At 40.6% G+C, this 24,626-nt stretch carries 23 protein-coding genes, 3 tRNA genes, 2 rRNA genes, 1 other RNA gene and 1 other annotated feature; of the genes, 5 read left to right on the top strand and 24 right to left on the bottom strand.

Going from position 1 to position 24,626, the window contains the following annotated elements; translation table 11 throughout:
* From FCL54_RS22805 to tadA, 9 genes are all read right to left on the bottom strand, one after another.
* Positions 1–96, bottom strand: a 16S ribosomal RNA gene (locus tag FCL54_RS22805); the annotation flags it as partial.
* 362 nt (positions 97–458) lie between these two features.
* The gene (locus FCL54_RS22800) at positions 459–722 is read right to left on the bottom strand and encodes a pro-sigmaK processing inhibitor BofA family protein (protein ID WP_138129594.1); all 264 of its coding nucleotides are present in this window, start codon (positions 720–722) and stop codon (positions 459–461) included.
* Positions 723–803: 81 nt separating this feature from the next.
* On the bottom strand, positions 804–1,028 hold the full coding sequence (locus FCL54_RS22795; protein ID WP_138129593.1) for a YaaL family protein: 225 nt from the start codon (positions 1,026–1,028) through the stop codon (positions 804–806).
* 15 nt (positions 1,029–1,043) lie between these two features.
* The gene (gene recR, locus FCL54_RS22790; RefSeq protein WP_138129592.1) at positions 1,044–1,640 is read right to left on the bottom strand and encodes a recombination mediator RecR; all 597 of its coding nucleotides are present in this window, start codon (positions 1,638–1,640) and stop codon (positions 1,044–1,046) included.
* A gap of 11 nt (positions 1,641–1,651) precedes the next feature.
* Positions 1,652–1,972 carry a YbaB/EbfC family nucleoid-associated protein gene (locus FCL54_RS22785; RefSeq protein WP_138129598.1) on the bottom strand — a complete coding sequence of 107 codons (321 nt, stop codon included), beginning with the start codon at positions 1,970–1,972 and terminating at the stop codon, positions 1,652–1,654.
* 45 nt (positions 1,973–2,017) lie between these two features.
* Complete coding sequence (gene dnaX / locus FCL54_RS22780) at positions 2,018–3,703, bottom strand: DNA polymerase III subunit gamma/tau (protein ID WP_138129591.1); 1,686 nt, start codon at positions 3,701–3,703, stop codon at positions 2,018–2,020.
* A gap of 230 nt (positions 3,704–3,933) precedes the next feature.
* An RNA gene (gene ffs, locus FCL54_RS22775) (signal recognition particle sRNA large type) lies at positions 3,934–4,200 on the bottom strand.
* A 91-nt stretch (positions 4,201–4,291) separates the two neighbouring features.
* Positions 4,292–4,384, bottom strand: a tRNA-Ser gene (locus FCL54_RS22770).
* A 90-nt stretch (positions 4,385–4,474) separates the two neighbouring features.
* Positions 4,475–4,975, bottom strand: coding sequence for a tRNA adenosine(34) deaminase TadA (gene tadA, locus FCL54_RS22765; RefSeq protein ID WP_138129597.1), 501 nt, complete (start codon positions 4,973–4,975; stop codon positions 4,475–4,477).
* A gap of 105 nt (positions 4,976–5,080) precedes the next feature.
* Between tadA and FCL54_RS22760 the strand changes: the two genes are divergently transcribed.
* A complete protein-coding gene (locus FCL54_RS22760) occupies positions 5,081–5,704 on the top strand; it encodes a cysteine hydrolase family protein (RefSeq protein ID WP_138129590.1) in 624 nt (207 codons plus the stop codon).
* 101 nt (positions 5,705–5,805) lie between these two features.
* Here FCL54_RS22760 and FCL54_RS22755 read toward each other — a convergent pair whose 3' ends face one another.
* A complete protein-coding gene (locus FCL54_RS22755; protein WP_138129589.1) occupies positions 5,806–6,795 on the bottom strand; it encodes a hypothetical protein in 990 nt (329 codons plus the stop codon).
* Between the two features lie 141 nt (positions 6,796–6,936).
* On the opposite strand from FCL54_RS22755, the gene FCL54_RS22750 reads away from it, so the two are divergent.
* The gene (locus FCL54_RS22750) at positions 6,937–7,239 is read left to right on the top strand and encodes a hypothetical protein (protein ID WP_138129588.1); all 303 of its coding nucleotides are present in this window, start codon (positions 6,937–6,939) and stop codon (positions 7,237–7,239) included.
* 149 nt (positions 7,240–7,388) lie between these two features.
* Here the strand turns inward: FCL54_RS22750 and FCL54_RS22745 are convergent, their stop codons facing one another.
* The 7 genes from FCL54_RS22745 to FCL54_RS22715 form a co-directional block, all read right to left on the bottom strand.
* Positions 7,389–8,225 (bottom strand): ABC transporter permease, encoded by an 837-nt coding sequence (locus tag FCL54_RS22745; protein WP_138129587.1) that lies wholly within the window; start codon positions 8,223–8,225, stop codon positions 7,389–7,391.
* A complete protein-coding gene (gene proV / locus FCL54_RS22740) occupies positions 8,222–9,433 on the bottom strand; it encodes a glycine betaine/L-proline ABC transporter ATP-binding protein ProV (protein ID WP_138129586.1) in 1,212 nt (403 codons plus the stop codon). Before proV ends, FCL54_RS22745 begins: the two co-directional genes overlap by 4 nt.
* 108 nt (positions 9,434–9,541) lie before the next feature.
* On the bottom strand, positions 9,542–10,411 hold the full coding sequence (locus FCL54_RS22735) for a glycine betaine ABC transporter substrate-binding protein (RefSeq protein WP_425467170.1): 870 nt from the start codon (positions 10,409–10,411) through the stop codon (positions 9,542–9,544).
* 234 nt (positions 10,412–10,645) lie between these two features.
* Positions 10,646–11,353 (bottom strand): MerR family transcriptional regulator, encoded by a 708-nt coding sequence (locus FCL54_RS22730; protein ID WP_138129585.1) that lies wholly within the window; start codon positions 11,351–11,353, stop codon positions 10,646–10,648.
* A gap of 607 nt (positions 11,354–11,960) precedes the next feature.
* A tRNA-Arg gene (locus FCL54_RS22725) sits at positions 11,961–12,036 on the bottom strand.
* 211 nt (positions 12,037–12,247) lie between these two features.
* The gene (gene hisC, locus FCL54_RS22720; protein WP_138129584.1) at positions 12,248–13,354 is read right to left on the bottom strand and encodes a histidinol-phosphate transaminase; all 1,107 of its coding nucleotides are present in this window, start codon (positions 13,352–13,354) and stop codon (positions 12,248–12,250) included.
* A 144-nt stretch (positions 13,355–13,498) separates the two neighbouring features.
* Complete coding sequence (locus tag FCL54_RS22715) at positions 13,499–14,683, bottom strand: cation:proton antiporter (RefSeq protein ID WP_138129583.1); 1,185 nt, start codon at positions 14,681–14,683, stop codon at positions 13,499–13,501.
* Positions 14,684–14,873: 190 nt separating this feature from the next.
* Between FCL54_RS22715 and FCL54_RS22710 the strand changes: the two genes are divergently transcribed.
* Both FCL54_RS22710 and FCL54_RS22705 read left to right on the top strand, forming a co-directional pair.
* Positions 14,874–15,512 (top strand): deoxynucleoside kinase, encoded by a 639-nt coding sequence (locus FCL54_RS22710; protein WP_138129582.1) that lies wholly within the window; start codon positions 14,874–14,876, stop codon positions 15,510–15,512.
* Positions 15,509–16,177, top strand: coding sequence for a deoxynucleoside kinase (locus tag FCL54_RS22705; protein ID WP_138129581.1), 669 nt, complete (start codon positions 15,509–15,511; stop codon positions 16,175–16,177). The genes FCL54_RS22710 and FCL54_RS22705 overlap by 4 nt, the downstream gene beginning before the upstream one ends.
* Positions 16,178–16,355: 178 nt before the next feature.
* Here FCL54_RS22705 and FCL54_RS22700 read toward each other — a convergent pair.
* The 6 genes from FCL54_RS22700 to guaB all read right to left on the bottom strand — a co-directional run bounded on the left by FCL54_RS22700 (position 16,356) and on the right by guaB (position 22,769).
* A tRNA-Ser gene (locus FCL54_RS22700) sits at positions 16,356–16,448 on the bottom strand.
* Positions 16,449–16,554: 106 nt separating this feature from the next.
* Positions 16,555–17,829, bottom strand: a complete 1,275-nt coding sequence (gene serS / locus FCL54_RS22695) for a serine--tRNA ligase (RefSeq protein WP_138129580.1) — start codon at positions 17,827–17,829, stop codon at positions 16,555–16,557.
* 59 nt (positions 17,830–17,888) lie between these two features.
* Positions 17,889–18,098 (bottom strand) — a binding site (T-box leader).
* 55 nt (positions 18,099–18,153) lie between these two features.
* Entirely contained in the window at positions 18,154–18,726 is a 573-nt protein-coding gene (pdxT, locus tag FCL54_RS22690) for a pyridoxal 5'-phosphate synthase glutaminase subunit PdxT (RefSeq protein WP_138129579.1), read from the bottom strand.
* Between the two features lie 22 nt (positions 18,727–18,748).
* Positions 18,749–19,636: a pyridoxal 5'-phosphate synthase lyase subunit PdxS gene (pdxS, locus tag FCL54_RS22685; RefSeq protein ID WP_138129578.1), complete on the bottom strand. Its 888-nt coding sequence runs from the start codon at positions 19,634–19,636 to the stop codon at positions 18,749–18,751.
* 172 nt (positions 19,637–19,808) lie between these two features.
* Positions 19,809–21,125, bottom strand: coding sequence for a serine hydrolase (locus FCL54_RS22680; RefSeq protein WP_138129595.1), 1,317 nt, complete (start codon positions 21,123–21,125; stop codon positions 19,809–19,811).
* Positions 21,126–21,311: 186 nt separating this feature from the next.
* Positions 21,312–22,769 carry an IMP dehydrogenase gene (guaB, locus tag FCL54_RS22675; RefSeq protein ID WP_138129577.1) on the bottom strand — a complete coding sequence of 486 codons (1,458 nt, stop codon included), beginning with the start codon at positions 22,767–22,769 and terminating at the stop codon, positions 21,312–21,314.
* A gap of 122 nt (positions 22,770–22,891) precedes the next feature.
* On the opposite strand from guaB, the gene FCL54_RS22670 reads away from it, so the two are divergent.
* Entirely contained in the window at positions 22,892–23,854 is a 963-nt protein-coding gene (locus FCL54_RS22670; RefSeq protein ID WP_138129576.1) for a YaaC family protein, read from the top strand.
* A 653-nt stretch (positions 23,855–24,507) separates the two neighbouring features.
* On the opposite strand, the gene rrf is transcribed toward FCL54_RS22670, so the two are convergent.
* Positions 24,508–24,624: ribosomal RNA gene (gene rrf, locus FCL54_RS22665) — 5S ribosomal RNA — on the bottom strand.
* Between the last annotated feature and the right edge of the window lie 2 nt (positions 24,625–24,626).

The raw sequence follows: 24,626 nt of genomic DNA, 5'->3' as shown, positions 1-24,626 counted from the left end.
AAGATCAGGGAGCAAGCTCCCATCTCTTCGCTCGACTTGCATGTATTAGGCACGCCGCCAGCGTTCGTCCTGAGCCAGGATCAAACTCTCCGATAAGATAAGTTCAATCTAGCTTTAAAGCTTAATTCGCTTGGCGTTTTGTTCAGTTTTCAAAGAACTACAACGCACAGGATATGATAGCCTTTAGCCAATAACCCTTCATGCGTTCCGTCGTTTTCAGCGACAAGATTAAGTGTATCATCTTGTTTCGCAGAAGTCAACAACTTTTTTCGTGCTTTTTGCTGCCGCCTTTCTTAAAAAAGCGACTTTATTAATATATCATGACACAAATGATTATGCAACAGCTTTTTCGCTGTGTTTAATAATATACCACGTAGCTATTAAAAATACAACGATAATAGATTGGTAAATTTTAATAGGGGACGACTCAGAATCAGTGTCATCCCCTTCCTCATGTTTCACATTATAAATTGTTTGATACAGACCAAAGCGATAATACCCGGGATTCCAAGAAAACCAGAAACTGAAGCAGTCGCAATATTAATAGGAACATAAAGATTTATTACAGTACCAAACGTATTTAAAAAGAATAACAAAAGAGCTCCGATCAAGATACGTATTAGCCCCTGTCCTATAAAACGCATCGGCTTTAAGGGTGCTCCTATAATTAGCAGAAGTGCAATGCACCCGCCGAATAATGCGATCACCACTTTAGGATCCAACTTCACGCCTCCTTTTTTGGCAATAGCCAGTTATGTGTTTACTAATATGTATGTTTGTCCATAAAAAAAAGAACGTTAGGCTTAAGAAAAGCCTTCCGCTCTTACCCTGCGTTCTTTCGCTTCTTTTAATAAGAAAAAATATTTCGCTTCTGCTAACTTTAATTGATACAAAACAGTGTCTGGCGGCTCCATGCTTTTGGCAACGATTTCTTTCTGTCTCATCCACTGTATTTTTAAATCTTCAAGTGTGGCCATTAACCTTTCGTCTGCTTCTTTTCTTAAATAACCTTTTCGCTTAAACAGCATCGTGCTTCCTCCAAGCTATAATTCTCGACGACCTTCTAACGCTTTTGAAAGTGTAACTTCATCCGCATATTCCAGGTCTCCTCCGACCGGAAGTCCGTGGGCAATTCTTGTGATTTTGATTCCTGTCGGTTTAATTAGACGTGCAATATACATAGCAGTAGCTTCTCCTTCGATAGTAGGGTCTGTTGCGATAATAACTTCTTTTACCTCATCATCCTGGAGACGCTTTAATAGCTCGGCTACTCTAATATCTTCCGGTCCAATCCCATCTACTGGGGAAATCGCACCATGCAAGACATGATAGAGTCCGTTATAATCCTTCATTTTTTCTATCGCGATAACATCCTTTGAATCCTGGACAACACAAATAGTTGAGTGATCTCTTCCGGAGTCCTCACACACAGAACATGGATCACGATCAGTTATATGGTAACAAACAGAGCAATGACTCAACTGGCGCTTTGCATTAACCAAAGCCTTTCCAAAATCCAACACATCATCATCTTTCATTTCTAATACGAAAAAAGCCAGGCGGACCGCTGTTTTCGGTCCAATTCCCGGCAGCTTCATAAAACTGTCAATCAGTTTTGAAATCGGTTCAGGATAGTGCACTACTATTCCTCCTAAAATAATCCAGGGATATTCATTCCTTGAGTGAATTTACCCATATCTTTATTAACAAGCTCATCGACTTGTTTAAGGGCATCATTAGTTGCCGCTAAGATAAGGTCTTGAAGCATTTCGATGTCGTCAGGATCAACAACTTCTTCTTTTACAATAACTTCAATAATCTCTTTATGTCCGCTCGCTTTAACGGTAACCATGCCACCTCCGGCTGTTCCCTCAACGGTTTTATCTTTCAATTCTTCCTGCGCTTTCGCCATATCTTTCTGCATCTTCTGCATTTGTTTCATCATGCCATTCATGTTTCCCATTCCACCCATGTTTCGCTTCATCGTAATTCCTCCTTAAATGTAGTTAAAGTTAATTTATTGTATTTCAATTAAATCTTCGCCGACTAGTTTCTTCGCTTCAGAGATAAGGGGATCTTCTTCATTTTCTTTCTTTTCCTCTGAAGGGGACGAATCTTCTCTGTCTTTAATAAATTCAGATCTAACTTTTTTCCAGTCTTCTTCTAGAATAGTGACCATTTGCGAACTAATTCCGAAGGTCTCTGCTAGGACCTTTTCAACACAGCCCTTTATATTATCCTTTGTTGCCATCTGGCAATGCATCTCATACTGGAAAGACAAAAGAAAAGCATCCGGAGTGGCAGCCACCGGCTCACTATCCTTTAACCAGGCGTGGGCAGAGACTTTTTCCTGGCGAACTTTTTCCATAACTTCGCCCCACCTGCTCTTTAGCTTGTGTAAGTCTTGCTTTGTTGCCTTTTTAAGCATTTCTTTTATCCGGCCGGTTGAAACAGCGGATTTCCTTGCTGGCTGTTTAAAGGTCTTTGTCGTATTTTGTGTTTGCTCTGCAGGCTGCTGTGCAACGCCATTTTCTTTTAACTGGCGAAGCGCCTGTTCAAGATTGGCAATGCGATCAAGCAGCACCTCTTGGCTGCTTGGCACTGTTTCTTCTTTACTTCCTTCTTCCTGGCAAATCTGTACGAGTGCAAGTTCAAGGAAAATCCTTGGATGATTTGTCCATTTCATCTCCTGCTGGCTTCGGTTTAAGGTTTCGATCACGTTATAAATCCACTCTCGTGAACATTGGTCTGCCAGTGATTGGAAGGATTGATCTATCTTCACTCGCTCAACAACTTCTTCTAATTGAGGAGCAGTTTGATACAGTAACATATCACGGAAATAATAAATCAAATCTTCTAAAAATCGAACCGGATCCTTACCATGTTCCATTAACTGTTGTACAGCATGAAGCGCTTTTGAGATCTCTTTTTCAAAAAATGCTTCTGCCACTTCTGTAATGAAACCCTGAGAGACACTTCCAGTGACCGCAAGCACGTCTTCAAGCGTTACTCGTTCGTCACTGTAAGATATTGCCTGGTCTAAAATACTCAACGCGTCACGCATACCGCCTTCAGCTGCTCTTGCAACAAGGAAAAGTGCGTCTTCCTCTACTTCAACTTGCTGTGCTTTGACAATAACGTCTAATCGTCCAACGATATCCTGGACAGTTATCCTTCGAAGGTCAAAACGCTGGCACCGTGAAATTATGGTAAGCGGAATCTTGTGCGGTTCAGTGGTAGCCAGGATAAAAATAACATGTTCCGGTGGTTCTTCAAGTGTTTTTAATAATGCATTAAAAGCACCAGTAGACAACATATGCACTTCATCTATAATGTATACTTTGTAAGGTACGGCACTTGGCGCGTATTTCACTTTGTCGCGTATATCGCGAATATCGTCAACCCCTGTGTTTGACGCTGCATCAATCTCGATTACATCCGAGATCGAGCCATCTGTAATACCTTTACAGGAATCGCATTCATTACACGGTTCCATAACAGGCGCTTTTTCACAGTTGATTGCTTTTGCAATAATTTTAGCCGCACTTGTTTTTCCCGTACCCCGAGGTCCTGTAAAAAGGTAGGCATGGGATATCTTTTGCTGCATCAGTGCATTTTGAATCGTTTTAGTCACATGTGTTTGGCCGACAACGTCTTGAAACGTTTGCGGACGCCAAACGCGGTAAAGCGCTTGATAACTCATCCCGCCTGCATCCTCCTAACCTCTTCATTCTTTCTTATTATACCGATTTTTTGTCCATATTTCAAAAAAGAGATAAACCTTTTTAAAACTTTATAATAAAGCCAGGCAGGTCTAATCAACTTACCATTTGAAACAAAATATCAGGAAGTTTATCCAAAAAATGGAACCGAAAACCACATAAAAAACTCACCCTGATGAGTGAGCTGTATTATTTATCATATTTATTAAAGCCGTGCACCTTCCGTCGGCAAGGCCATCACAAGCGTTACTCAAGCAGTTGGCTCGATCCAGGCACTCCTGCGGCACACGGAGGAAACCCACTTACTGCTGCTTCCTTCCGGACCTGACAGGGTTCATGGGGCTCCGTTGCGCAGGACCTGAATGTCAACACTACTTACTTAAGTCAGACCCTGCAATGGCCAGGCCTCGGGAAGGGATTCAGTCTCGCTACAGCGGATTGCGAGTACAGGGCACCGCTACCTCCCCACCTAGCACGGCAAAGTTGATATCACTATTTGGTGCACAATTAATTTGTGCAGGTACTTATTATACCGTAATTCTATCGTATTGTCAATGATAGAAACATTCTGGCGGAGGCGAGAGGATTTGAACCCCCGCGGCGCGTGAACGCCCTAACTGATTTCGAGTCAGTCCCCTTCAGCCAGACTTGGGTACGCCTCCATGTGAAAGACGAAATGTCTTAACGACAAATATAACTATAGCATGATCCGTTGAAAATTTCAATGACCAACTTCAGAATCCCTAACGTTATCAGCCAGTGAATTTCGAGCTTTTTTGGCTTTTTTTCTTTTCGCGAAGCTCACGGAAAAAATCTGACAAGAGCCTTGCACACTCCTGCTCCATGATGCCCCTGCTTACCTCAGCCTGATGATTAAACCGCTCTTCATTTAAGAGGTTCATTAACGTGCCGGCACATCCTCCCTTGGGATCGCTTGCCCCATAAACCACCCTATCTATTCGAGATAGCACAATGGCACCGCTACACATCGCACAGGGCTCCAGTGTAACATATAGTGTGCATCCCGTTAAGCGCCATGTCCCTAATGTTGCACAAGCCTTATCAATCGCTAGAAGCTCAGCGTGGGAAATGGAGCGCTGTTCACTCTCACGCATATTATAAGCACTGGCAATAACCTTTCCATCTTTTACTATGACAGCCCCTATCGGCACTTCCCCAATGCTTTTTGCTTTTTCAGCCTCGGAAAGGGCTTTTTTCATAAAAAAAACATCAATCTCTTCCTGGTTTTTCATGTATTCCATTTCGCTTGCTCCTCAAATTCGTTTTATACCTGACGCTCACGGGTACACTATTATAACATTTTTTAACGTAATCATTCAGGAGGGAGAGAATCAAACATGGGTAATGATTTTATCGAAAGAGCAGACAAAGGAACATCCGTTGCTTTGCTTATTATTGATGTTATAAATAAATTAGATTTTCCCGAAGCAGACCTGTTAAAACGATACACGCAACCGATGGCTGAAAATATCGCGTCTCTAAAAAAAAGAGCGAAAGAACACCATATCCCTGTCATCTATGTTAATGATAATTATGGCATGTGGCGTTCTGATTTAAATCAACTAATTGAAAAAACAAAAGAAAGTCCTGGCAAAGATCTTGTAGAGGCTCTTATGCCCCAAGAAGATGATTACTTCGTCGTGAAACCAAAACACTCTGGCTTTTTCTCGACACCGCTTGCCTCTCTATTAAAATACCTTGAGGTAAACACGCTGATATTAACAGGTGTGGCAGGCAATATCTGTGTATTGTTTACAGCAAACGATGCATATATGCGAGACTACAACATTTATGTCCCATCCGATTGCAGCGCTTCAAATGAACAGGAAGATAACGAATACGCGCTTCGGCTAATGGAAAATATTATGGAAGCCAATACGGAGGAAGAAAGTAAGCTAGACTTAGTTGAAATAATTAATAACGCAGTGAAAGAAAGAGTAAAAACAGCTTATGAAGGTTAAAAAAGGGGTCTGACTCACTGTCAGATCCCTCCACTATATTCTCAAGATAAACTTACCATTTTTTGCAAAACAACGGGACCCAATTCTTGTGAGTCATCCCTTTATACGGTTTGATACCTGGACGGATTTTGTGCAAAAGCGATATTCAAATAAGTGACCATCAACTTTTCATCAAAAACAGCATTTCCTTTTCGTATGCTTTTGCAAATATCACCGCGAACTTCGAGTTGATCTATGATAAAGTCGCGGTTATAGCCAAACTCACTTTTCACTTTCACTTCTATCCGCTTATCTTTAGAAATGAAATTCAAGACAGTATCATTAATTTGGAAGCGGATTTCCTCCATTAAATTCTCATGATACAAACAGGAATAACATTTGACGACTTCGTAAAAATCTTCATTCTCTTCCTGGATTTCTGTTTTATATTTCTTTAAATCTTGGTCAATATAACTCATTGTTGCCTGTACCACTTTAGTAGACGATGCATGTTTAACGGCTTTTTCTAGCTGGATTACCTTTGATTTTTCATTAGAATAGTGGCTGAACGTAATCAATAGCCATATTCCCAGCAAAAACACAGGAACAAGTACAGGAAGCACCTGGCCGCCAAATACCTCTATTGAATAGTAATTCATAATCATATACGTCATGATCGACAACAAAGCGCCTGCAATAAAAGCATGGGGGCGATAGTCTCTATAGCTTTCTTTCATCGTTTGTAAATACGTATCAATAAGTTCCAGTTCTTCTGGCTGGTATTTTTGAAGGTAGCGATTAAGCGATGCCAGGTCAAGGACAAGATCCCTTGAGCGAGCAGGGCCAACCAGCTCTTTTGTAAAACGGTCTATATATGCAGGCGATCCTAACCTTCGATAGATCGTTTGCCGAAAAGCCTTATCATATCCTTTTAGTAGCAGGACGATTAACTGTGAGGCTATAATTATAGCTAAAAGAATTAAAAATAACTTTGCCCATGGATTATCGCTTATTACATTGGAAAAAGTGTCGCTCAAAGGGGAAAATTGCGATTCTAACTTAACTTTAACTGCTTTTAAAACATTTGAAATGGTATCCTTCCAGTCTTCCAACGCTTACAATCCTCCCACAAACATGATTTCCTTTTTATCATATCACCTTTCCAGTTGTAATACGTTGATTTTTTCAACATTTTGTAGAAAAAAGGAAATTCTTCTCATCTGTATAATTTCTAAAAGAGAAGGAGGATTGCTATGAAAGCACCTGAAGAAATACTATCAGTCTGGCATCAGTTCGATGATTGCCCTATGGAGACTATTTCCAAGCATTATCATTATCGGCATACCAATATCGCAAGACAGCGTACCGTGACAGAACTGGAAGAGCATTGGAAAACATTTAACACGGTAGGAAATTGTTTTGACCTTGCCATTTGGCTTCTTGATTCCTTTGCGGATGCAGGAGTTGAAGCATATCCAATCGGCCACCATCTATTTACTCCTAAAGCTCACATTGCGGTGATTGCAAGGGATAGTTCTGGAAACGGGTCTTTATAAGGAAGAGGAGTTGCTGGAGTTGGATGCCTGGTGCGAAAGGATTTCAAGGACAACTTCTATTGATAAGTCGTTTTTAAAAGAGGTATTGCCGTTTTTTAAAAGGAAGGGGAGCTGACTCAAAAGCAAAGTGTCAGCCCAATTATTGTTCATCAATCTGCTTTTGATCGGCCAATGTTCTGGGAGATCCGGTCAAGCATGATTGCCAAAATAACGATTGCAAGTCCTGCTTCAAATCCAACACCTACTTTAATCTGGGTAACCGCCCGATATACATCAGCACCTAAACCGGGAGCACCGACAAGGGAAGCAATCACGACCATTGATAGGGCAAGCATAATGCTCTGGTTGATCCCTGCCATGATCGTCGGCATCGCAAGCGGTAGTTCGACCTTATACAGCTTTTGGCTAGTTGTTGCCCCAAAGGCGTTGGATGCTTCGATGAGGTCTTTCGGAACTTGCCTTATACCAAGGTTTGTAAGTCGGATCGTCGGAGGCATCGCGAAGATAACAGATGCAATGATGCCCGGCACAACTCCGATTCCAAAAAACAGAATCGCAGGAATCAAGTAAACGAATGCTGGCATCGTCTGCATAAAGTCGAGAACCGGTGTAATGATGTTTTTTACCGTTTCATTTTGAGATGCCCAGATGCCAAAAGGAACACCAACGATGATGGATATGATCACAGATGTTAACACTAAGGCGAGTGTATCGATCGTTTCGGGCCAATATCCTAAGTTATGAATAAGCAAAAGACCGAGGGCTGTAAATAGAGCAACCCCCCAGCGGCTTGTCCACCATGCGATAATAACAAATATACCGATCAAAACAAGTGAAGGCACCAATGAGAGTATGTTGACAATCGATTCTACAAACCATCCTATTATGGAAGAAACCCCATCGAAGAAACCTTCCAGCCGCTCTGTTAAGACACTTACAAAATTATCGACCCAATCGGCCAATGGTATTTTAGGAAATAGTCTCATTGTTTCACCTCTTTTATATTTAATTCATTTTCATTTCCTGCCAGTGCTCCGATTACCGCACCCTTAACAATAATTCCTTTCAAGCGGTTGGACTCATCAACGACCGGAAGCGGCAGGCTTGATGCAGCCATTTTTTCATACATATCATTGAGTAAAGTTTCTGGAGTGACGGTTGGTAAATCCCGAATCATGATTTCCTCTAGTGTCCGGTTGTTTTCGATCGCCTTTCCTACATCATCTGCATGAACGGCACCAAGCAGCTGCTTTTTCTTATCGACAATGTAGACACTTGAGATTCCTTCATCCTTCATAAGCTGCAATGCAACCCGCGGACCACGGTCAAGACGAACAGTTTCTGCCCGCTTCATCACATGGGATGCGGTCAGTACTTTAGACAAATCGACATCTTCAACAAACCGTTCGACATAGTCGTTAGCCGGGTTCATCATGATTTCTTCTGGTGTTCCTACTTGGACGATACTTCCATCTTTCATTAAAGCGATTCTATCGCCAATCCTTAATGCCTCATCAAGGTCATGGGTGATAAATACGATCGTTTTTTCCATCGATTCCTGCAGCTCAAGCAACTCATCCTGCATATCTTTTCGAATAAGAGGGTCCAATGCACTAAACGCTTCATCCATTAATAAAATATCCGGGTCATTGGCTAACGCCCTTGCAAGTCCTACGCGCTGTTGCATTCCTCCGCTAAGCTCTCCAGGGTAACTGTTTTCATACCCTCTTAAACCAACAAGCTCCAAAGAGGTTATCGCTTTATTCCTTCTCTCATTTTTATCTACTCCCTGGATCTCAAGGCCGTATTCCGCGTTTTCGACGACTGTTCGATGAGGGAAGAGGGCAAATTTTTGAAAGACCATGCTTAGTTTCTTTCTTCGGACCTCTCTTAACTGGTCTCCTTTCATCTTTGTAACTTCCTCTCCATCGATAAAGACCTTCCCGTCAGTAGGTTCGATCAACCGGTTTAAAAGGCGTACAAGCGTCGATTTTCCGCTTCCTGAAAGTCCCATAATCACGAATATCTCCCCCGGGAAAACTTCAAAACTCGCTTTGTTGACCCCTACTGTTAATCCTGTATCTTCAAGGATTTCCTGTTTCGACTTTCCTTTATTTAAAAGCTTTACACCCTGTCCTGGCTGCTTCCCAAATATCTTTGTAATATTTTCGACTTTGATTTTTGCTTCTGGCATTTCTTCACCCCAATTTCTATGTATCTTCGTTCTTATACAGTTAATCCTTAACCTTTAATATCTCAAATAAAAAGGAGAGCTATGCATTCAGCTCTCCTTATCATGCTCTTATTCTTTTGTCCATTCATCAACAAGGTCTTGATTGTCTTCTATCCATTTTCTTGCGCCCTCTTCTGCATCATCTGTGTCTTTTATAACAGCCATCAGGTTACCGAGAGACTGGTCATCCATTTGCCAGTTATTCATCCATTTCACGACTTCTGGATGATCCTCTTCAAACCCAGTGCGTGTCATATAATAAATGTCATCCGCTTCTCCGTATACCTTCTTTGGATCTTCTAAGTATTTTAGGTCATACTCGGCAAATGCCCAGTGAGGATTCCAGAGTGTCACGACGATTGGATCTTTGTCTTTATATGCTTTTTCTAGTTCACTCATCATTGCAGGACCTGAACTTTCAGTAAGCTCATAATTCAAATTATATTCTTCCATTGCCGTACGAGTTAGTTTCATTAAACTTGCACCAGGATCGATTCCGACAATCTTCTCAAGTCCTAACTCGTCCTTTTTTTCATTTAACTGTTCAATACTGTCAATATCCATATATTCAGGCACAACAAGTCCGAGTCCAGTTCCCTTATACCAGGTTTCCCCTAACACGAGGTCTTCTTTATACTCCTTGTATAAAGGTTCATCCGTAGTTGGCAGCCATACTTCTGCCGCAACATCAAGATCGCCCTGGGCTATGCCTGCCCATACAGGTGATTTTTCCATGGATTTAAGTTCAACGTCGTATCCTTTGTCTTCCAGGATAACTTTCCACATGTTTGATACCGCAATATTTTCCGCCCAGTTATTAAGACCAAACGTTAATGTTCCTTTTTCTTCTGTTCCTTCTGCACCATTCTCTTCGTTACCCTGTTGCTCGTTACCAGCAGCACAACCAGCAAGAACAGATAAAGCCATGGCTATTACCATGAAAATGGATAAGTATTTCTTATTCACATTTCCCACTTCCTTTTTTGTTTTTTCCCGCCGTTAACACACAGTTTTTCATTCTAAAGTATCTCTTTATTTTTGGCAAATCATACCCTGTTAAAACATTTTGAAAAACGAGAAAAAGAGCAAATAAAAAAAGGATAACAATTGCTATCCTCCTTTGTTCCATATCCCTATGCTTTTATTTTGGCTTCTAAAGAAAACCACTGGTGTTTATTTACCTAACAGGGAGAAAAGCCATCCTCGTTTTTCTTTAGGTTTTTTCACTGCTTCTTCTAATCGTTTATTAAAATCATTTTGCTGGCGCCATTCTTTTACTTGTTCTTCCCTCAATTTTTGTATTTCTGTTTGTAGCATATCGCTTTTTTGTTTTTCCTGTTCAAGTAATGCATCGTAATGGTTCTTATGTTGTTCCGTTAGTTTTTCAATTTTATATTGCGTTTTTTGCGCTGAATTCCCAATACTAGAGCTTAAGCCGTGATGATCATGCTGAAGCCGAGAAACAGTTGTTTTAAGTTTCGACATATCGCTTGTGAGTTGAGCATTCATTTCACGTGTAGCGGCCAGTTCATTTGCCAAAAGCTTTAATATTTCTTTCATTTGACTAAGATCTTGAGGCAAATTGTCGTATGTATCGGGTACCGCTATGTTTGTTCTATGGGATCCTGTTAACCTTTCTTTTTGTTGGTCCGCAAGTGCTTTTGCCGTCTCATCCAGAGGCCTGTCCGTATCGCGTAACGCTATGAGTGCATCAATATCTGATTGTACAAAAATACGCCGATCTCCATCTTTTAAAAATTCAAATCCGTTCCGTTCAAGGATTTGGCCATACTTTCGAACAGTTGGCGTTGCAATCCCAGCTTCTTCCGCAACTTCTTTCGTGGTAAAAGAACGTTCATTCGGTTGTATATCGTGTCGCATATCGGCACCCCCTTTTCTACTAATATGAAGGTTTTAAGAGAATTTGGCAAGGGCTATATCGCCTGGCGATACGATATACTCGAAAAGTCCCTTTTCTTTGCCAATATCTATTTCACACCCGCTTTTTCATATCTTGTGAACGTTTAGGTGTATCGCCCGCCGATATAAAAACACTATCGGTCAGGCATTAGTCTGGAAAAGCCAGCATATCGGATACCAACATGAAAATTTCAGGGTCTCTTCTTATCATGAGATGCCGATTTAAATAACTTCACACTAACCATTTATAACAAATCTAGAACGTCTTATATCGTTCCTCGATACATGGTAAAACTTTCTATTTTCCCGCTACAAGAATTTGTATAAACTTTCTTCAAGCAAGGAGATTATTTAATCCTTGCTGCCCTTCGTATCGGCAGCCGATACGATACACGTATCCTGCCGCTATACTCCAACCTACCTTTTGATCCAAAAGAAAAACGTCTTTTTCAGCTCCTGCCAATCCAAAAGAATGAAAAAAGACGCGATTTATATTTTATTAAATTATGAATAGCTTTGCTCAACCAACTATATGATCAAGCAACTTGAAACTATAGTAAATTATGTATGGCGGCCCCGAGAGGAATCGAACCTCCGACCTGCGGTTTAGGAAACCGTTGCTCTATCCCCTGAGCTACGGGGCCAAATTATCAATACAATGGATATTATACTGCTTTCTTGAACATTTTTCAATCATTAGAAAAGAGTCTGCCATCACAGACCCTTTCATCCGTTCAAAGACCCCCGTCTTATTTCTCTATTTCTTTATTTCCAAGGAAATATCAAATTTCGACCTTTTTATTTCTTATTATTTATATTATTCATTGTTGGTGTCGAATTTTGCTAAACCACTGATTATTTTTCTGCCATTACTTCTCTTAAAGCTTTTACAAATTCTAGATTCTCTGACTCATTTCCGATCGTTACCCTAATGCTATCCGGGTAACCAAGGACATGCCCAGAACGGACAATGATCCCTTTTCTTAATAGCTGCTCAAAGACTTCTTTGCCTGAACGCCCAAGATGAATCATAAGAAAGTTTGCTTCAGAAGGAAACGATGATAATCCGAGCTTTTCTAATTCTCCTTCTATATAATTCATGCCTTCTCTATTCCTGGCTACACATAACTGCAGAAATTCATTGTCGTTTAGAGATGCAAGAGCAGCAGCCTGGGCAATCCGATCCGTATTGAACGGATCTTTTACTTTTATTAGCTCATTGACCACTTCTTTATCCATAATGCCATACCCGATTCGTAATGCAGCTAGCCCGTATGCTTTAGAAAATGTTCTTAAAATAACTAAGTTAGGATGTTCCTTCAATAGCGGAATCGTTTGCAGGTATTCGTTAGACAATGCATATTCATAATAAGCTTCATCCATCACAATTAAAATGTCTGATGGAACCTGTTTAATAAATGTGAGAAGGTTTTCTTTTTCAACAATTGTTCCTGTTGGATTATTAGGATTGCATACAAAGATCATCCGGGTTTTTCCATTGATCTCTTTCAACATCCCATCTAAGTCATGTGTCCCCTGTTGTAATGGAACTTTTACCGGGTTCCCTCCCTGGATCAGAACGTTCGTTTCATATCTTGGAAACGTGATATCGGCCATTATTGCTGAGTCACCCGGACGAATATATGCCCTTGTTAAAAAAGCAATAATCTCGTCCGATCCGTTCCCAAACAAAAAGGAATCCTTTGAAATACCAAACTTGTCAGCAAGCTTCGCTGCAAGAGCAGGAGCCATTGTTTCCGGATAAAGATTCACCTTTTCCATTTCTTTAATCATAGCTTCTTTTGCCTTTGGAGAATATCCAAATGGATTTTCATTGGAAGCCATTTTTATAACGCTCGTTAATCCAAGCTCTTTCTGGACTTCCTCAATCGGTTTCCCAGGAGAATATACTCCTAATTGCTCCAATTCCTTCCGCGGAACAATTTTTCTTGCCAGCGCCATATACAGAAACCTCCTAAAAAAAGTAACCTAATTTTATGAATTTTACGTTAAATCATTTCTGAAAGGTTTGCAAGAATATCTAGTAAAGCCCTACCGCATTTATGTGATAAAGAAACCAACAGAAAAAAGAAGCCTGGACATAGGCTACTTCATAAGTTTTTTGGAAAGAGGATAAATCGTTAGACTCTCTATCACGAAAGAAAGAAGGATCGTACCGAACGTTAAGCTTAAAATAATTTCATTTCCTTTATTAATTGCAGCAAATCCTAACAGTAATGCCAGTGACATTGTTCCTTTTATACCTGACCAGCTCATTACCGTGATATCCTTCCAGGAAAATTCGCGTCTCCACTTTGGAATAGGTTTTATCAGAACAGCCAGTACAACGAAACGGATAACAACAGACAGTACAAAAGTTAGAAAGATTAGCGGCCAAAGGTTTGTAGCTAAATAGTTGGCGCTTTCTATACCTACCAGTAAAAAGATAATAAACAAAATGGCAGGCTCCATCACGTTCCAAAATCCATCTAAGTATTGTCTTAAATGAGGCTCTTTGTCGGTTCTTTCAAGTTCCCAGGACAGAGTTAACCCTGCTGCAACCGTTGCGAGAACACCGGAAGTGCCGAGTGTTTCAGCCAGATAAAAACTCATGTATGCTAAAACAATACTTAGCATAATTTCATATTCCTGCTCATCAATCCAATGGATCGCCTTACTAAATAAATAACTGAATAAAAAGCCTAAAAATACCGCGCCTATAGAATGATAGAAAAAGTGGAATAGAAATTCTGTCCAATGAAACGGTTCACGGTCGATAAACATGGAAACCGCTACTGAAAATACAACAATGCTTGTACCATCGTTTAGCAGGGACTCCCCTTCAACAACCTCTGCTACTTTAGGAGAGTCAGAAACTTTCTTTAGAATCGAACCGACTGAGACTGGATCGGTAGGAGTGAGAATCGCTGATATTAACAAAAATCCTAAAAATGGCAATGATACAAACTGGCTTCCAATAAGGTACATCGCCCAGGCTAGCAGCAAAACCATCAAAATGATTCCGATGGTTCCAAGAACAGTAATTAAACCAAGCTTTTGCCTGAAGTTTTTAAATGGAAATCTGTAGGAGGCTACAAACAAAAGGGCAGGAAGAAACCAATCAAATATTAATTCCCTTGTCAGTTCCACAGTGTCAAAAAATGGAATGAACGATAAGCCGATTCCAATAAAAAGCAGCACGATTGGGACAGGGAGGCTTTTTTGTTTCTTATTCACAGTATTTACGATAAAACCGATCAACAATAGAATAAATAATTTTGCTGAAGTCATTAGAAAATCCCCCAAATACGCTTTTTCAAACTTTTCCCCTTTTAAAATAGCATTAAACGACTCTCAGTTACTTAGAAAATGAAACAGTGCTATTATGTCAACGTTTTCTGTGCTACAATAAAGTTTGTCTTTCAACAGGATTAGAGTTTTTTTGACAGATAAAAATAGAAAACGACGGAGGAGGATATCGATGAGCTTTACCCCTTTTGTTGCCGTCGAAGGTCCAATCGGTGTTGGAAAAACATCGTTATCTAAGGCAATTTCAGAACGCTACCAATATAAATATTACGGTGAGATAGTGGAAGAAAACCCGTTTCTCGGAAAGTTTTATGAGAATATTGAGGAGTGGAGCTTCCAAACAGAAATGTTTTTCCTTTGCCACCGCTATAAGCAAATGGAAGAAATCGAACGTGAGTTATCTTTAAATAACCCTATAATAGCAGATTACCATATTTTTAAGAACCGGATTTTTGCAAAACAAACATTGAATCAAAAACATTTTGCTAAGTACATGGACGTTTATGACATCCTTACGGAAGGCATGCCAAAACCAAATGTTATCATCTATCTGAATGCAAGCCTTGATACATTACTTAATCGTATAACTAAAAGAGGGAGGCAAATAGAGAAAGATATTTCCCCTCGTTATTTAGAACGGTTGTCGGCAGATTATGAGGCTTTTATGGAGGAGTTTGAATACCATCACCCCGATATTCCAGTTCTTCGATTTAACGGCGATAATCTCGATTTTGTAGCCAATTCTAACGATCTTGATAAGATCATCAATACACTTGACGAAACGCTAAAAAAAGGAGATTTGGTTGTATGAGCAAAGGAAATACCTACAACATACCACAGGATGCTGTGATAACAATAGCAGGGACTGTTGGAGTTGGTAAATCTACTATTACTCAAGCACTTGCAGATACACTGGGATACCGTACTTCGTTTGAGAAAGTCGATAACAACCCCTATTTGGAAAAGTTTTATAACGACTTTACAAGATGGAGTTTTCATCTGCAAATTTACTTCCTTGCTGAGCGTTTTAAGGAACAAAAGCGTATGTTCGAGTATGGGGGTGGCTTTGTTCAGGACCGTTCCATTTATGAAGATACGGGAATCTTCGCTAAAATGCATTATGAAAAGGGAACCATGTCTCCTACTGATTATGAAACCTATACAAATTTATTTCAGGCTATGGTGATGACACCTTTTTTCCCGCATCCCGATGTGATGATTTATTTAGAAGGTTCCCTGGATGATATTCTGGCAAGAATTGAAGACAGAGGCAGACCGATGGAAAAAGAAACACCGATCGAGTACTGGCGAGAAATGTATCAGCGATATGAAGAATGGATTAACAGCTTCAATGCATGTCCAATACTGCGCTTGAACATTAACGAGTATGATCTGATCAATGATCCATCTTCCATCGATGTTGTATTGAAGCGTTTGAGCCAAAAATTCGAACAAATTCCGGCACTTAGCCGTTAACACCAAAAAGCTGTTCAACAATCGTTGGACAGCTTTTTTGGTGAAAAGTTCTGTTAGCGATCGTTGTCCCATTTTCTAAATTCTTTAAAATAGCTAAAGAAAAATAAAAAAAATCCGTTACTGGTGTAACGAATTTTTTATCAATCTCCAATTATGCGCTTGGTTTTTCTTTAAATTATGGCGGAGGAGGAGGGATTCGAACCCCCGCGAGCCGTTAAGCCCCTGTCGGTTTTCAAGACCGATCCCTTCAGCCGGACTTGGGTACTCCTCCATACATATTCCTTTAACGGACACGAATAATATCTTATCACAGGTTTCCAGTTCAGTCAATAATTTAAGCATAAAGAAAAAAAGAAAAGACAGAGAAGTTCCCTGCCTTATTTTATAACCTCTTTGCCTCCCATATAAGGACGAAGCACTTCTGGTACGACAACTGTCCCATCTTCCTGCTGATAATTTTCAAGGATCGCAGCTACTGTACGTCCAAGTGCAAGGCCTGAGCCATTTAACGTATGAACAAATTCCGGTTTTCCATTTTGCTCGCGGCGGAAACGGATACCTGCTCTTCTGGCCTGGAAGTCTTCAAAGTTACTGCAAGAAGAAATTTCACGGTACGTATTATAGCTCGGAATCCAAACTTCAATATCGTATTTCTTAGCAGCTGTAAAACCTAAATCGGCTGTACACATGCTCATAACACGGTAAGGAAGCTTTAGTAGTTGAAGCACTTTCTCTGCGTGACCTGTGAGCAATTCCAGCTGATCATAAGATTCTTCCGGTTTAACAAAGCGCACAAGTTCCACTTTATTAAATTGGTGCTGGCGTATTAATCCACGAGTATCACGGCCTGCCGATCCAGCTTCAGAACGGAAACATGCACTAAAAGCAGTATAAGCAATCGGAAGCTGGTCAGCATTTAAAATCTCATCTCTGTGGAAATTCGTTACCGGAACCTCAGCTGTTGGAATTAAAAAGTAGTCTTCCTCACGGATTTTAAACGCATCTTCTTCAAATTTCGGAAGCTGGCCTGTTCCTGTCATGCTCTCACGGTTTACTAAGTAAGGAGGAAGCATTTCTTCATAGCCGTGCTCATCCTGATGTAGGTCCATCATAAAGTTAATAAGGGCACGCTCAAGTCTTGCTCCCATTCCTTTATAAAATACAAACCTGCTTCCAGTAACTTTTGCAGCACGTTCAAAGTCTAAAATTCCAAGATTTGTTGCAATGTCCCAGTGAGCCTGTGCTTCGAAATTAAACTCGGGAACTTCTCCCCAGTTACGCGCTTCAACATTATCGTCTTCACTATTTCCGACAGGAACGCTCTCATGAGGAATGTTAGGGATTTGGAGTAGAATTTCCTCCAGCTCTGACTCAACGACACGAAGCTCCTCATCAATAACTTTGATACGGTCCCCTACATCGCGCATTTCTTTGATTAAATCATCCGCATCTTTTTTCTCTCGTTTATATTCTGCTATTTTTTTTGAAACTTCATTTCGCTGGCCTTTAAGTTCTTCGGTCGCGGCAATCAGTTCTCTTCTTCTCTGATCCAGTTCTTCAAAACGATCAAGGCCAGAAATATCTTCACCGCGCTTAGAAAGCTTTTCTTTTACCTCGTCAAAGTTTTTTCTTAAAAACTTAAGATCTAACATTTGAAACTCCTCCTTCACTACTTGCAAAAACGGAAAATAAAAAAACTCCCGTCCCTATAAAAAGGGACGAGAGATACCCGCGTTGCCACCCTGGTTGCAGGCAATCTTTGCCTGCCACTTGAAACAGATAACGGCTTCAAACCGAAAATGCCTACTGCGTTCAGCATTTTGCTCGAGGATGGATTCGCAATGGTTCAAGGTCGATTTTCACCAGACACCGACTCTCTGAGCATGAAACCAGTGTTACTATTTCCCGTCTTCGCTTTTTTATTATGTTTTAGTATGTCATAATGTACACTATTTCTCTCAAGGTTGCAAGGGCAACTATTTAAATTCTTCTACCATCTGCACAAAATATTGGTGCATCCGGTCATCATCCGTTAATTCTGGATGGAAAGCACAGGAAAGGAAACGCCCCTGTCTCGCAGCTACAATATGATCGTTAAATGTCGCAAGGACTTCTACATCTTCGCCTACCTCTATAATATAAGGTGCACGGATAAACACACCAACAAAGTCATCTGCAACGCCCTTTACATTTAATGTAGCTTCGAAGCTTTCCCGCTGCCGCCCAAATGCATTGCGCTTTGCAGTCACATCCATAACGGCGAGGTGAGCGTGGTCCTGGCCTTCAATATTCTTTGCAAGTAAAATAAGGCCGGCACAGGTGCCAAACACAGGCTTCTGCTGGGCAAACTGCTTTAATGGCTCCATAAAACCGTATTTATCGATCAATCGGCGCATCGTTGTACTTTCGCCACCAGGAATAACTAATCCATCGAGGCCTTCTAACTCTTCAACGCGCTTAATCACTATTATTTCTGCATTTTTTGCTTCAAGTGCCTTAACATGTTCACGTACTGCTCCTTGAAGACCGAGTACTCCGATCTTAACCATTACGTTATTCTACTCCTTTTTCTTACCATCCACGATCTTGCATACGTTCTGACGGCTGCAAGCTTGAAATTTCGATTCCTTTCATTGCAGTTCCAAGGTTTTTGGATAGTTTGGCAATTAAATCATAATCCTGGTAATGAGTTGTTGCTTCCACAATTGCTTTTGCAGTTTTTTCAGGGCTTTCTGATTTAAAGATTCCTGAACCAACAAATACGCCATCAGATCCAAGTTCCATCATAAGCGCTGCATCTGCTGGAGTCGCAATACCGCCGGCTGCAAAGTTTACAACAGGAAGGCGTCCCATCTCTTTAATTTGAAGAAGCAATTCGAATGGAGCCTGAAGATTTTTTGCTTCTGTCATCAACTCATCTTCAGACATATTTGCTACTTTACGAATCTGCCCCTGAATTAAACGCATGTGACGAACAGCTTCTACTACGTTTCCTGTTCCAGGCTCACCTTTTGTACGAAGCATAGAAGCACCTTCACCGATACGACGAAGCGCTTCCCCTAGATTACGAGCACCACATACGAAAGGAACAGTGAATTTACGCTTATCTAAGTGGTATTCTTCATCTGCAGGTGTAAGGACTTCACTTTCATCAATATAATCAATGCCAAGTGTTTCCAAAACTCTGGCTTCTACGATATGGCCGATACGGCACTTTGCCATTACTGGAATGGAAACAGCGTTGACTACCTCTTCCACGATAGTCGGATCAGCCATACGGGCAACGCCGCCTGCAGCCCGGATATCCGAAGGGACACGCTCAAGTGCCATTACTGCTACCGCGCCAGCTTCTTCCGCAATTTTTGCTTGTTCTGCGTTAATAACGTCCATGATAACGCCGCCTTTTTGCATTTCAGCCATACCACGTTTTACACGATCAGTACCTGTTTGTTGATTCATCTATATTCCTCCCATATCTGTTATGCAAATATCCAAATTTCCTGATATTAAACGTTTCTATTGTAACATTTTTTCTTAATTTGTCCTATATTTAACGCTAAAATAAAAAAAATACTCTCCGCTCGTATCGAAGAGTATTTTTACCAGAATAAGAAGTAATTATTAAAAGTCTTTAAAACAAGCCTTTAACAGCATCTGCTACACTTGTCCAAATCCCAGAGAAGAAACCTCCGATTCCACGCATTGCAAGGGTAAACCAACCGGCTTTTTCAATACTGTTCTCTGTTACCAGGTCCACAGCAGCCTGCTGTTTCTCATATAAATAACCAAAGTCTTCTTTCCCTTTATAATCAAGTGTGACTTTCCCCACCGCTTCACCTTTTTTTACAGGTGCAACTAAAGCTCCATCTTCATTTAACTTTGATTTATCGATCTTAACTTTCGGTTTGTACAGTTCTTTTTCGCCTTTTTTAATCACCGTACTAAGCTCTTTATTAGAAGAAACCGCAACGCTTTTCTCTTTTCCTTTTACAACGGGCAAGTCAGCTTGATCTTTCTTTTGGTAACCTGCTTTTACAAGTGTCTGTTTTTCAAAATTATTAAAACCATAATTCAATAGTTTTTCCGTTTCTGCAAAACGAGCTTCATATGAGTTAGTATTCATCACAACAGAAATTAATCTCATATCTCCCTGCTTTGCTGTTCCAGTAAAACAATACCCTGCTAAGTCGGTTGAACCAGTTTTAAGTCCATCAATACCCTCAACCTTGTATTTGTTAGCATAAACTAAACCAGGAAGCATCCAGTTCCAGTTTTTCATCTGGATCATGTCGTCCGTTCCTTCTCTAAACTTCTTTTCAGGAATACTCGCAAAATCCAAAACTTCCGGATAGTCTTTTACAAGGCGAAATGCAAGCTTTGCTGTTGAGCGCGCAGAAAGCATATTTTCTTCTTCAGGTCCGCCAGCAGGATGATTTCCTCCCAAGTCGCGGTTATTTAAACCAGTAGTATTAACAAATTTGTATTCGGTCAATCCCATTTCTTTGGCTTTCTTATTCATTTGTTCAACAAATTTGGATTCTGTCCCGGAAACAGCTTCTGCAAGCGCCATCGTTGCTCCGTTCGCAGAATAAATAGCCATCGCTTCGTAAAGTTCTTTTACAGAATATTTCAAGTCAACTCGTAGAGGTACGTTTGATAGACCCCTATTTTGTGAAATTTTATGAACATGCTCACTGATCGATACTTTTGTATCCCACTCTATTTTTCCCTTATCAATTGCTTCAAGGACAAGGTATTCTGTCATCATTTTCGTCATACTTGCAGGTGCAAGTGTTAAATCTGCATTATATTCGTAAAGGATTTTACCTGTATCAGCGTCTACTAGTATTGCTCCTTCTGCTTTAACATCCGGTCCTGCTGCATAAACATTGATGCCTGTTCCGAAAAAACTTGCAATCAGCAGGATAAAAGATAACCCCAGCATCATGCCTTTTAAACCTAGGTTTTTCAACCTATACACCCCCATATGATTCTCACATAATCGCTATTTTACCACACCTTTTGACAAAAAAATAGATAGAGGAATGGTCCTCTATCTACAATTCGTTATTTTGTAATAATTTCCGTATTTTTTACTATTAACGCCTGTAACTTTAGTCCTTTTGAAAGAAGGTTATACAGAGTAATTTGGCGATTCTTTTGTAATTTGGACATCATGAGGATGGCTTTCTCGCAGTCCTGCATTTGTGATGCGTACGAATTGTGCTTCTTCTCTCAGCTTTTCAATCGTCTCTGTACCACAATAGCCCATTCCTGCTCTTAACCCGCCGATCAACTGATGAATCGTATCTCCCAACGGTCCTTTGTAAGGTACTCTTCCCTCGATGCCTTCAGGGACTAACTTTTGATTATTTTCCTGGAAATAGCGATCCTTGCTTCCTTTTTCCATCGCACCTATCGATCCCATTCCCCGATATACTTTAAACTGTCTTCCCTGGTAAATTTCCCGTTCTCCCGGACTTTCGTCAACTCCGGCAAGCAAACTTCCAAGCATGACTGCATGGCCACCTGCAGCGAGGGCTTTGACGATGTCGCCGGAATATTTAATTCCTCCATCGGCAATTACGGATACACCATGCTTTCTTGCTTCAGTTGCACAATCGTATACGGCTGTAATTTGTGGAACGCCGATACCAGCAACTACACGGGTTGTACAAATGGACCCTGGTCCAATTCCTACCTTCACAATGTCTGCTCCTGCTTCGATCAGGTCTCTCGTTCCTTCTGGAGTAGCAACATTACCGGCAATGATTGTTAAATCCGGATACTCACTGCGAATTTCTTTTACTTTAGAAAGAATTCCTTCTGAATGTCCATGGGCTGAATCAAGAACAATAACATCTACGCCAGCTTCAACAAGTTTTTTTACACGAAGCAATGCATCAGCAGTATTTCCTACTGCAGCACCTACCAGCAAACGCCCCTGTTTGTCCTTAGCTGAGTTTGGGAATTGGATAACTTTTTCAATATCTTTAATTGTGATTAAACCTTTTAGAACACCATCGTTATCGACTAATGGAAGCTTTTCTATTTTATGTTGCTGAAGAATATTCTCTGCTTCTTTTAAGGTTGTGCCAACTGGTGCAGTCACAAGGTTTTCCTTTGTCATCACTTCTTTTATCTGGATTGAATAATCATTGATAAAACGTAGATCGCGGTTCGTAATAATCCCAACAAGCTTTTTCTCCTCATTGACGATCGGAACTCCTGAAATACGATATTTCCCCATAAGATGTTCTGCATCAAACACCTGGTTATCAGGTGTTAAATAAAAAGGATCTGTGATAACTCCGCTTTCAGAACGTTTTACTCGATCTACATGTTCTGCTTGTTCTTCGATGGACAGGCTTTTATGAATAATTCCAAGCCCTCCCTGCCTCGCAATTGAAATGGCTAGCGGTGCTTCTGTTACCGTATCCATCCCCGCACTTATAATCGGGATGTTTAAATCTAAGTTCTTCGCAAGCTTCGTTTTAACACTCACTTCTTTAGGCAATACATTTGAACGTGCAGGCATTAGCAATACATCATCAAACGTTAATCCTTCTTTAGCAAATTTATTCTCCCACATACAGCGTTCCTCCTCAGAAAAGTTTTATGTCCGAAAATATTATTAGTAGCTTATCAATTGGTTAAACTAGTGTCAAGAATGCTGTTATATGTCCGAATTATCAAATAAATGGAGGGGATTCAGTGGACAGTTTTACTGAAATATGGAAGCCTGCTGTTGTTTTCCAATCTTCTCCATATGTTCAAGCATATTTGAAAAAAAATTACGAAAAAAATAAGCTATCCGAGCCTGAATCTAAAAGCTACGATAACTGTTATCCATTTATTTATTATCTTGAGCATGGCAGAAAATACTACCAGCATGCCTCTATCGCCGAAATGGAACTTAAACCGGTTCTATTGTTTTACGGAATGGTTCAGCTCCTCAAAGCATGTTTATTAACCGTTGACCCTGAATATCCGAATGAAACAACCGTGCTGGCCCATGGGGTCACTTCCAGAAAGCGAAAAAAGAGGAATTATGTATTTTTACAAGACGAAGTAAAAGGGCAGAAAAACGGGTTATTTGAGTATTTTTCTCGAAAATTGTTCCATGTGAAACAATCAGAAGGAGAAAAATATCGAATGGAAATGTTATTAAAGCGAATTCCTGAACTTAATGATTTATTTTACACTTTGTTTAGCAGGAATACTTCTTTTATTCTAGAGCCAGCTGGTAGAAATGATTACAAAGTCAGTAGTTCCATTATCGATAGCTTAAAAATGACACATGAACGTTTTATAGACTTTTTATTAAGCCAGGAAGTATCCAGCCTGTGTAAAATCGAGAACAAAACAGATTATTTTCATTTAACTTTTGAGAAACCCATAGCAAACGATTGCCCGCCTTTTTATCAGGACTTTAACGGAAATTGCTTTTTACCCGGGGAAAGGGAAGGTTATTTGGAATTGCACGAAGTGATGTCCCATTATCTTATCCTTTATAATTTAAGCATGATATGCCGTTATGAAACGGAATGGTGGGGGGATCTGTTCCACAGCTTCGCATCTTATGACCTATCGTTTATAACGAGGTTTCTTGAAGTTACTGCTTACAAAATTCCTTATTTGCTGTTAAAGTTTTTAACGGAGAATGCAGAAGATTAGGGATAGAAACGCTTAGCGGATAGGGAGTTACTGTAGAGGATTCGTTCCCTGTGTGGTGGAGTTATTTTTCTTTCGTGGCCAGTTTTTAAGAACCAGCTGCACGTTAGAAACACACTGTAAAAGCAACTTCCAGGGATAAAGAGGTCATATGGTTCCTTATTTTGATAAAAACAAGCTATTAAATTTTTTTTAGGACATCTGTTCCTTTATTTGCTGATTTTACTGTTGAAATGAGGAGAATTGGGACAAATAGCGGATCAGATGACCTCAAACCATTCCGAAACCCCTTTTTTAGACGAAATAAGGGATCAGATGACCTATAATTTTTTGCCATGCAAAAAAAGAACAGCGCTCAGCTGTTCTTTTCCTTTGCCCGGCGACGTCCTACTCTTACAGGGGGAGATCCCCCAATTACCATCGGCGCTCGAGCTTAACTTCCGTCTTCGGCGTCGGGCCGAGATAAGCTACGGATCTCTTCGTCAGCTTCGCTCGTTCGGTCCTCACAACGATCAGTTGCTCCGGGCCTCTCTCCCTTTGCTTCCTCGACCTCCTTGCTTCTCCCGGCCCTCCTATTCGAAGATGCTTTTCTAATTCCTTTAAGGCTTTTTCACGTACAAAAAAAGAACAGCTCCCTCAGCTGTTCTTTCCTTAATGCCCGGCGACGTCCTACTCTTACAGGGGGAGATCCCCCAATTACCATCGGCGCTGAAGAGCTTAACTTCCGTGTTCGGCATGGGAACGGGTGTGGCCTCTTCGCCATCATTACCGGACT

This window comes from Exobacillus caeni, from assembly GCF_005747095.1.
Classification (GTDB): domain Bacteria; phylum Bacillota; class Bacilli; order Bacillales; family Guptibacillaceae; genus Exobacillus; species Exobacillus caeni.
Note: the sequence above shows the minus strand (reverse complement) of the source record. Positions and strands in the feature narration are given on the sequence as shown.

What these genes read in the sequence shown, in the direction of transcription:
- FCL54_RS22795 (WP_138129593.1), bottom strand. Translation starts at nt 1,028, where the DNA reads ATGCTGTTTAAGCGAAAAGGTTATTTAAGAAAAGAAGCAGACGAAAGG.
- FCL54_RS22785 (WP_138129598.1), bottom strand. Translation starts at nt 1,972, where the DNA reads ATGGGTGGAATGGGAAACATGAATGGCATGATGAAACAAATGCAGAAG.
- dnaX (WP_138129591.1), bottom strand. Translation starts at nt 3,703, where the DNA reads ATGAGTTATCAAGCGCTTTACCGCGTTTGGCGTCCGCAAACGTTTCAA.
- tadA (WP_138129597.1), bottom strand. Translation starts at nt 4,975, where the DNA reads ATGAAAAACCAGGAAGAGATTGATGTTTTTTTTATGAAAAAAGCCCTT.
- FCL54_RS22760 (WP_138129590.1), top strand. Translation starts at nt 5,081, where the DNA reads ATGGGTAATGATTTTATCGAAAGAGCAGACAAAGGAACATCCGTTGCT.
- FCL54_RS22750 (WP_138129588.1), top strand. Translation starts at nt 6,937, where the DNA reads ATGAAAGCACCTGAAGAAATACTATCAGTCTGGCATCAGTTCGATGAT.
- FCL54_RS22745 (WP_138129587.1), bottom strand. Translation starts at nt 8,225, where the DNA reads ATGAGACTATTTCCTAAAATACCATTGGCCGATTGGGTCGATAATTTT.
- proV (WP_138129586.1), bottom strand. Translation starts at nt 9,433, where the DNA reads ATGCCAGAAGCAAAAATCAAAGTCGAAAATATTACAAAGATATTTGGG.
- FCL54_RS22735 (WP_425467170.1), bottom strand. Translation starts at nt 10,411, where the DNA reads ATGGTAATAGCCATGGCTTTATCTGTTCTTGCTGGTTGTGCTGCTGGT.
- FCL54_RS22730 (WP_138129585.1), bottom strand. Translation starts at nt 11,353, where the DNA reads ATGCGACACGATATACAACCGAATGAACGTTCTTTTACCACGAAAGAA.
- hisC (WP_138129584.1), bottom strand. Translation starts at nt 13,354, where the DNA reads ATGGCGCTGGCAAGAAAAATTGTTCCGCGGAAGGAATTGGAGCAATTA.
- FCL54_RS22715 (WP_138129583.1), bottom strand. Translation starts at nt 14,683, where the DNA reads ATGACTTCAGCAAAATTATTTATTCTATTGTTGATCGGTTTTATCGTA.
- FCL54_RS22710 (WP_138129582.1), top strand. Translation starts at nt 14,874, where the DNA reads ATGAGCTTTACCCCTTTTGTTGCCGTCGAAGGTCCAATCGGTGTTGGA.
- FCL54_RS22705 (WP_138129581.1), top strand. Translation starts at nt 15,509, where the DNA reads ATGAGCAAAGGAAATACCTACAACATACCACAGGATGCTGTGATAACA.
- serS (WP_138129580.1), bottom strand. Translation starts at nt 17,829, where the DNA reads ATGTTAGATCTTAAGTTTTTAAGAAAAAACTTTGACGAGGTAAAAGAA.
- pdxT (WP_138129579.1), bottom strand. Translation starts at nt 18,726, where the DNA reads ATGGTTAAGATCGGAGTACTCGGTCTTCAAGGAGCAGTACGTGAACAT.
- pdxS (WP_138129578.1), bottom strand. Translation starts at nt 19,636, where the DNA reads ATGAATCAACAAACAGGTACTGATCGTGTAAAACGTGGTATGGCTGAA.
- FCL54_RS22680 (WP_138129595.1), bottom strand. Translation starts at nt 21,125, where the DNA reads ATGATGCTGGGGTTATCTTTTATCCTGCTGATTGCAAGTTTTTTCGGA.
- guaB (WP_138129577.1), bottom strand. Translation starts at nt 22,769, where the DNA reads ATGTGGGAGAATAAATTTGCTAAAGAAGGATTAACGTTTGATGATGTA.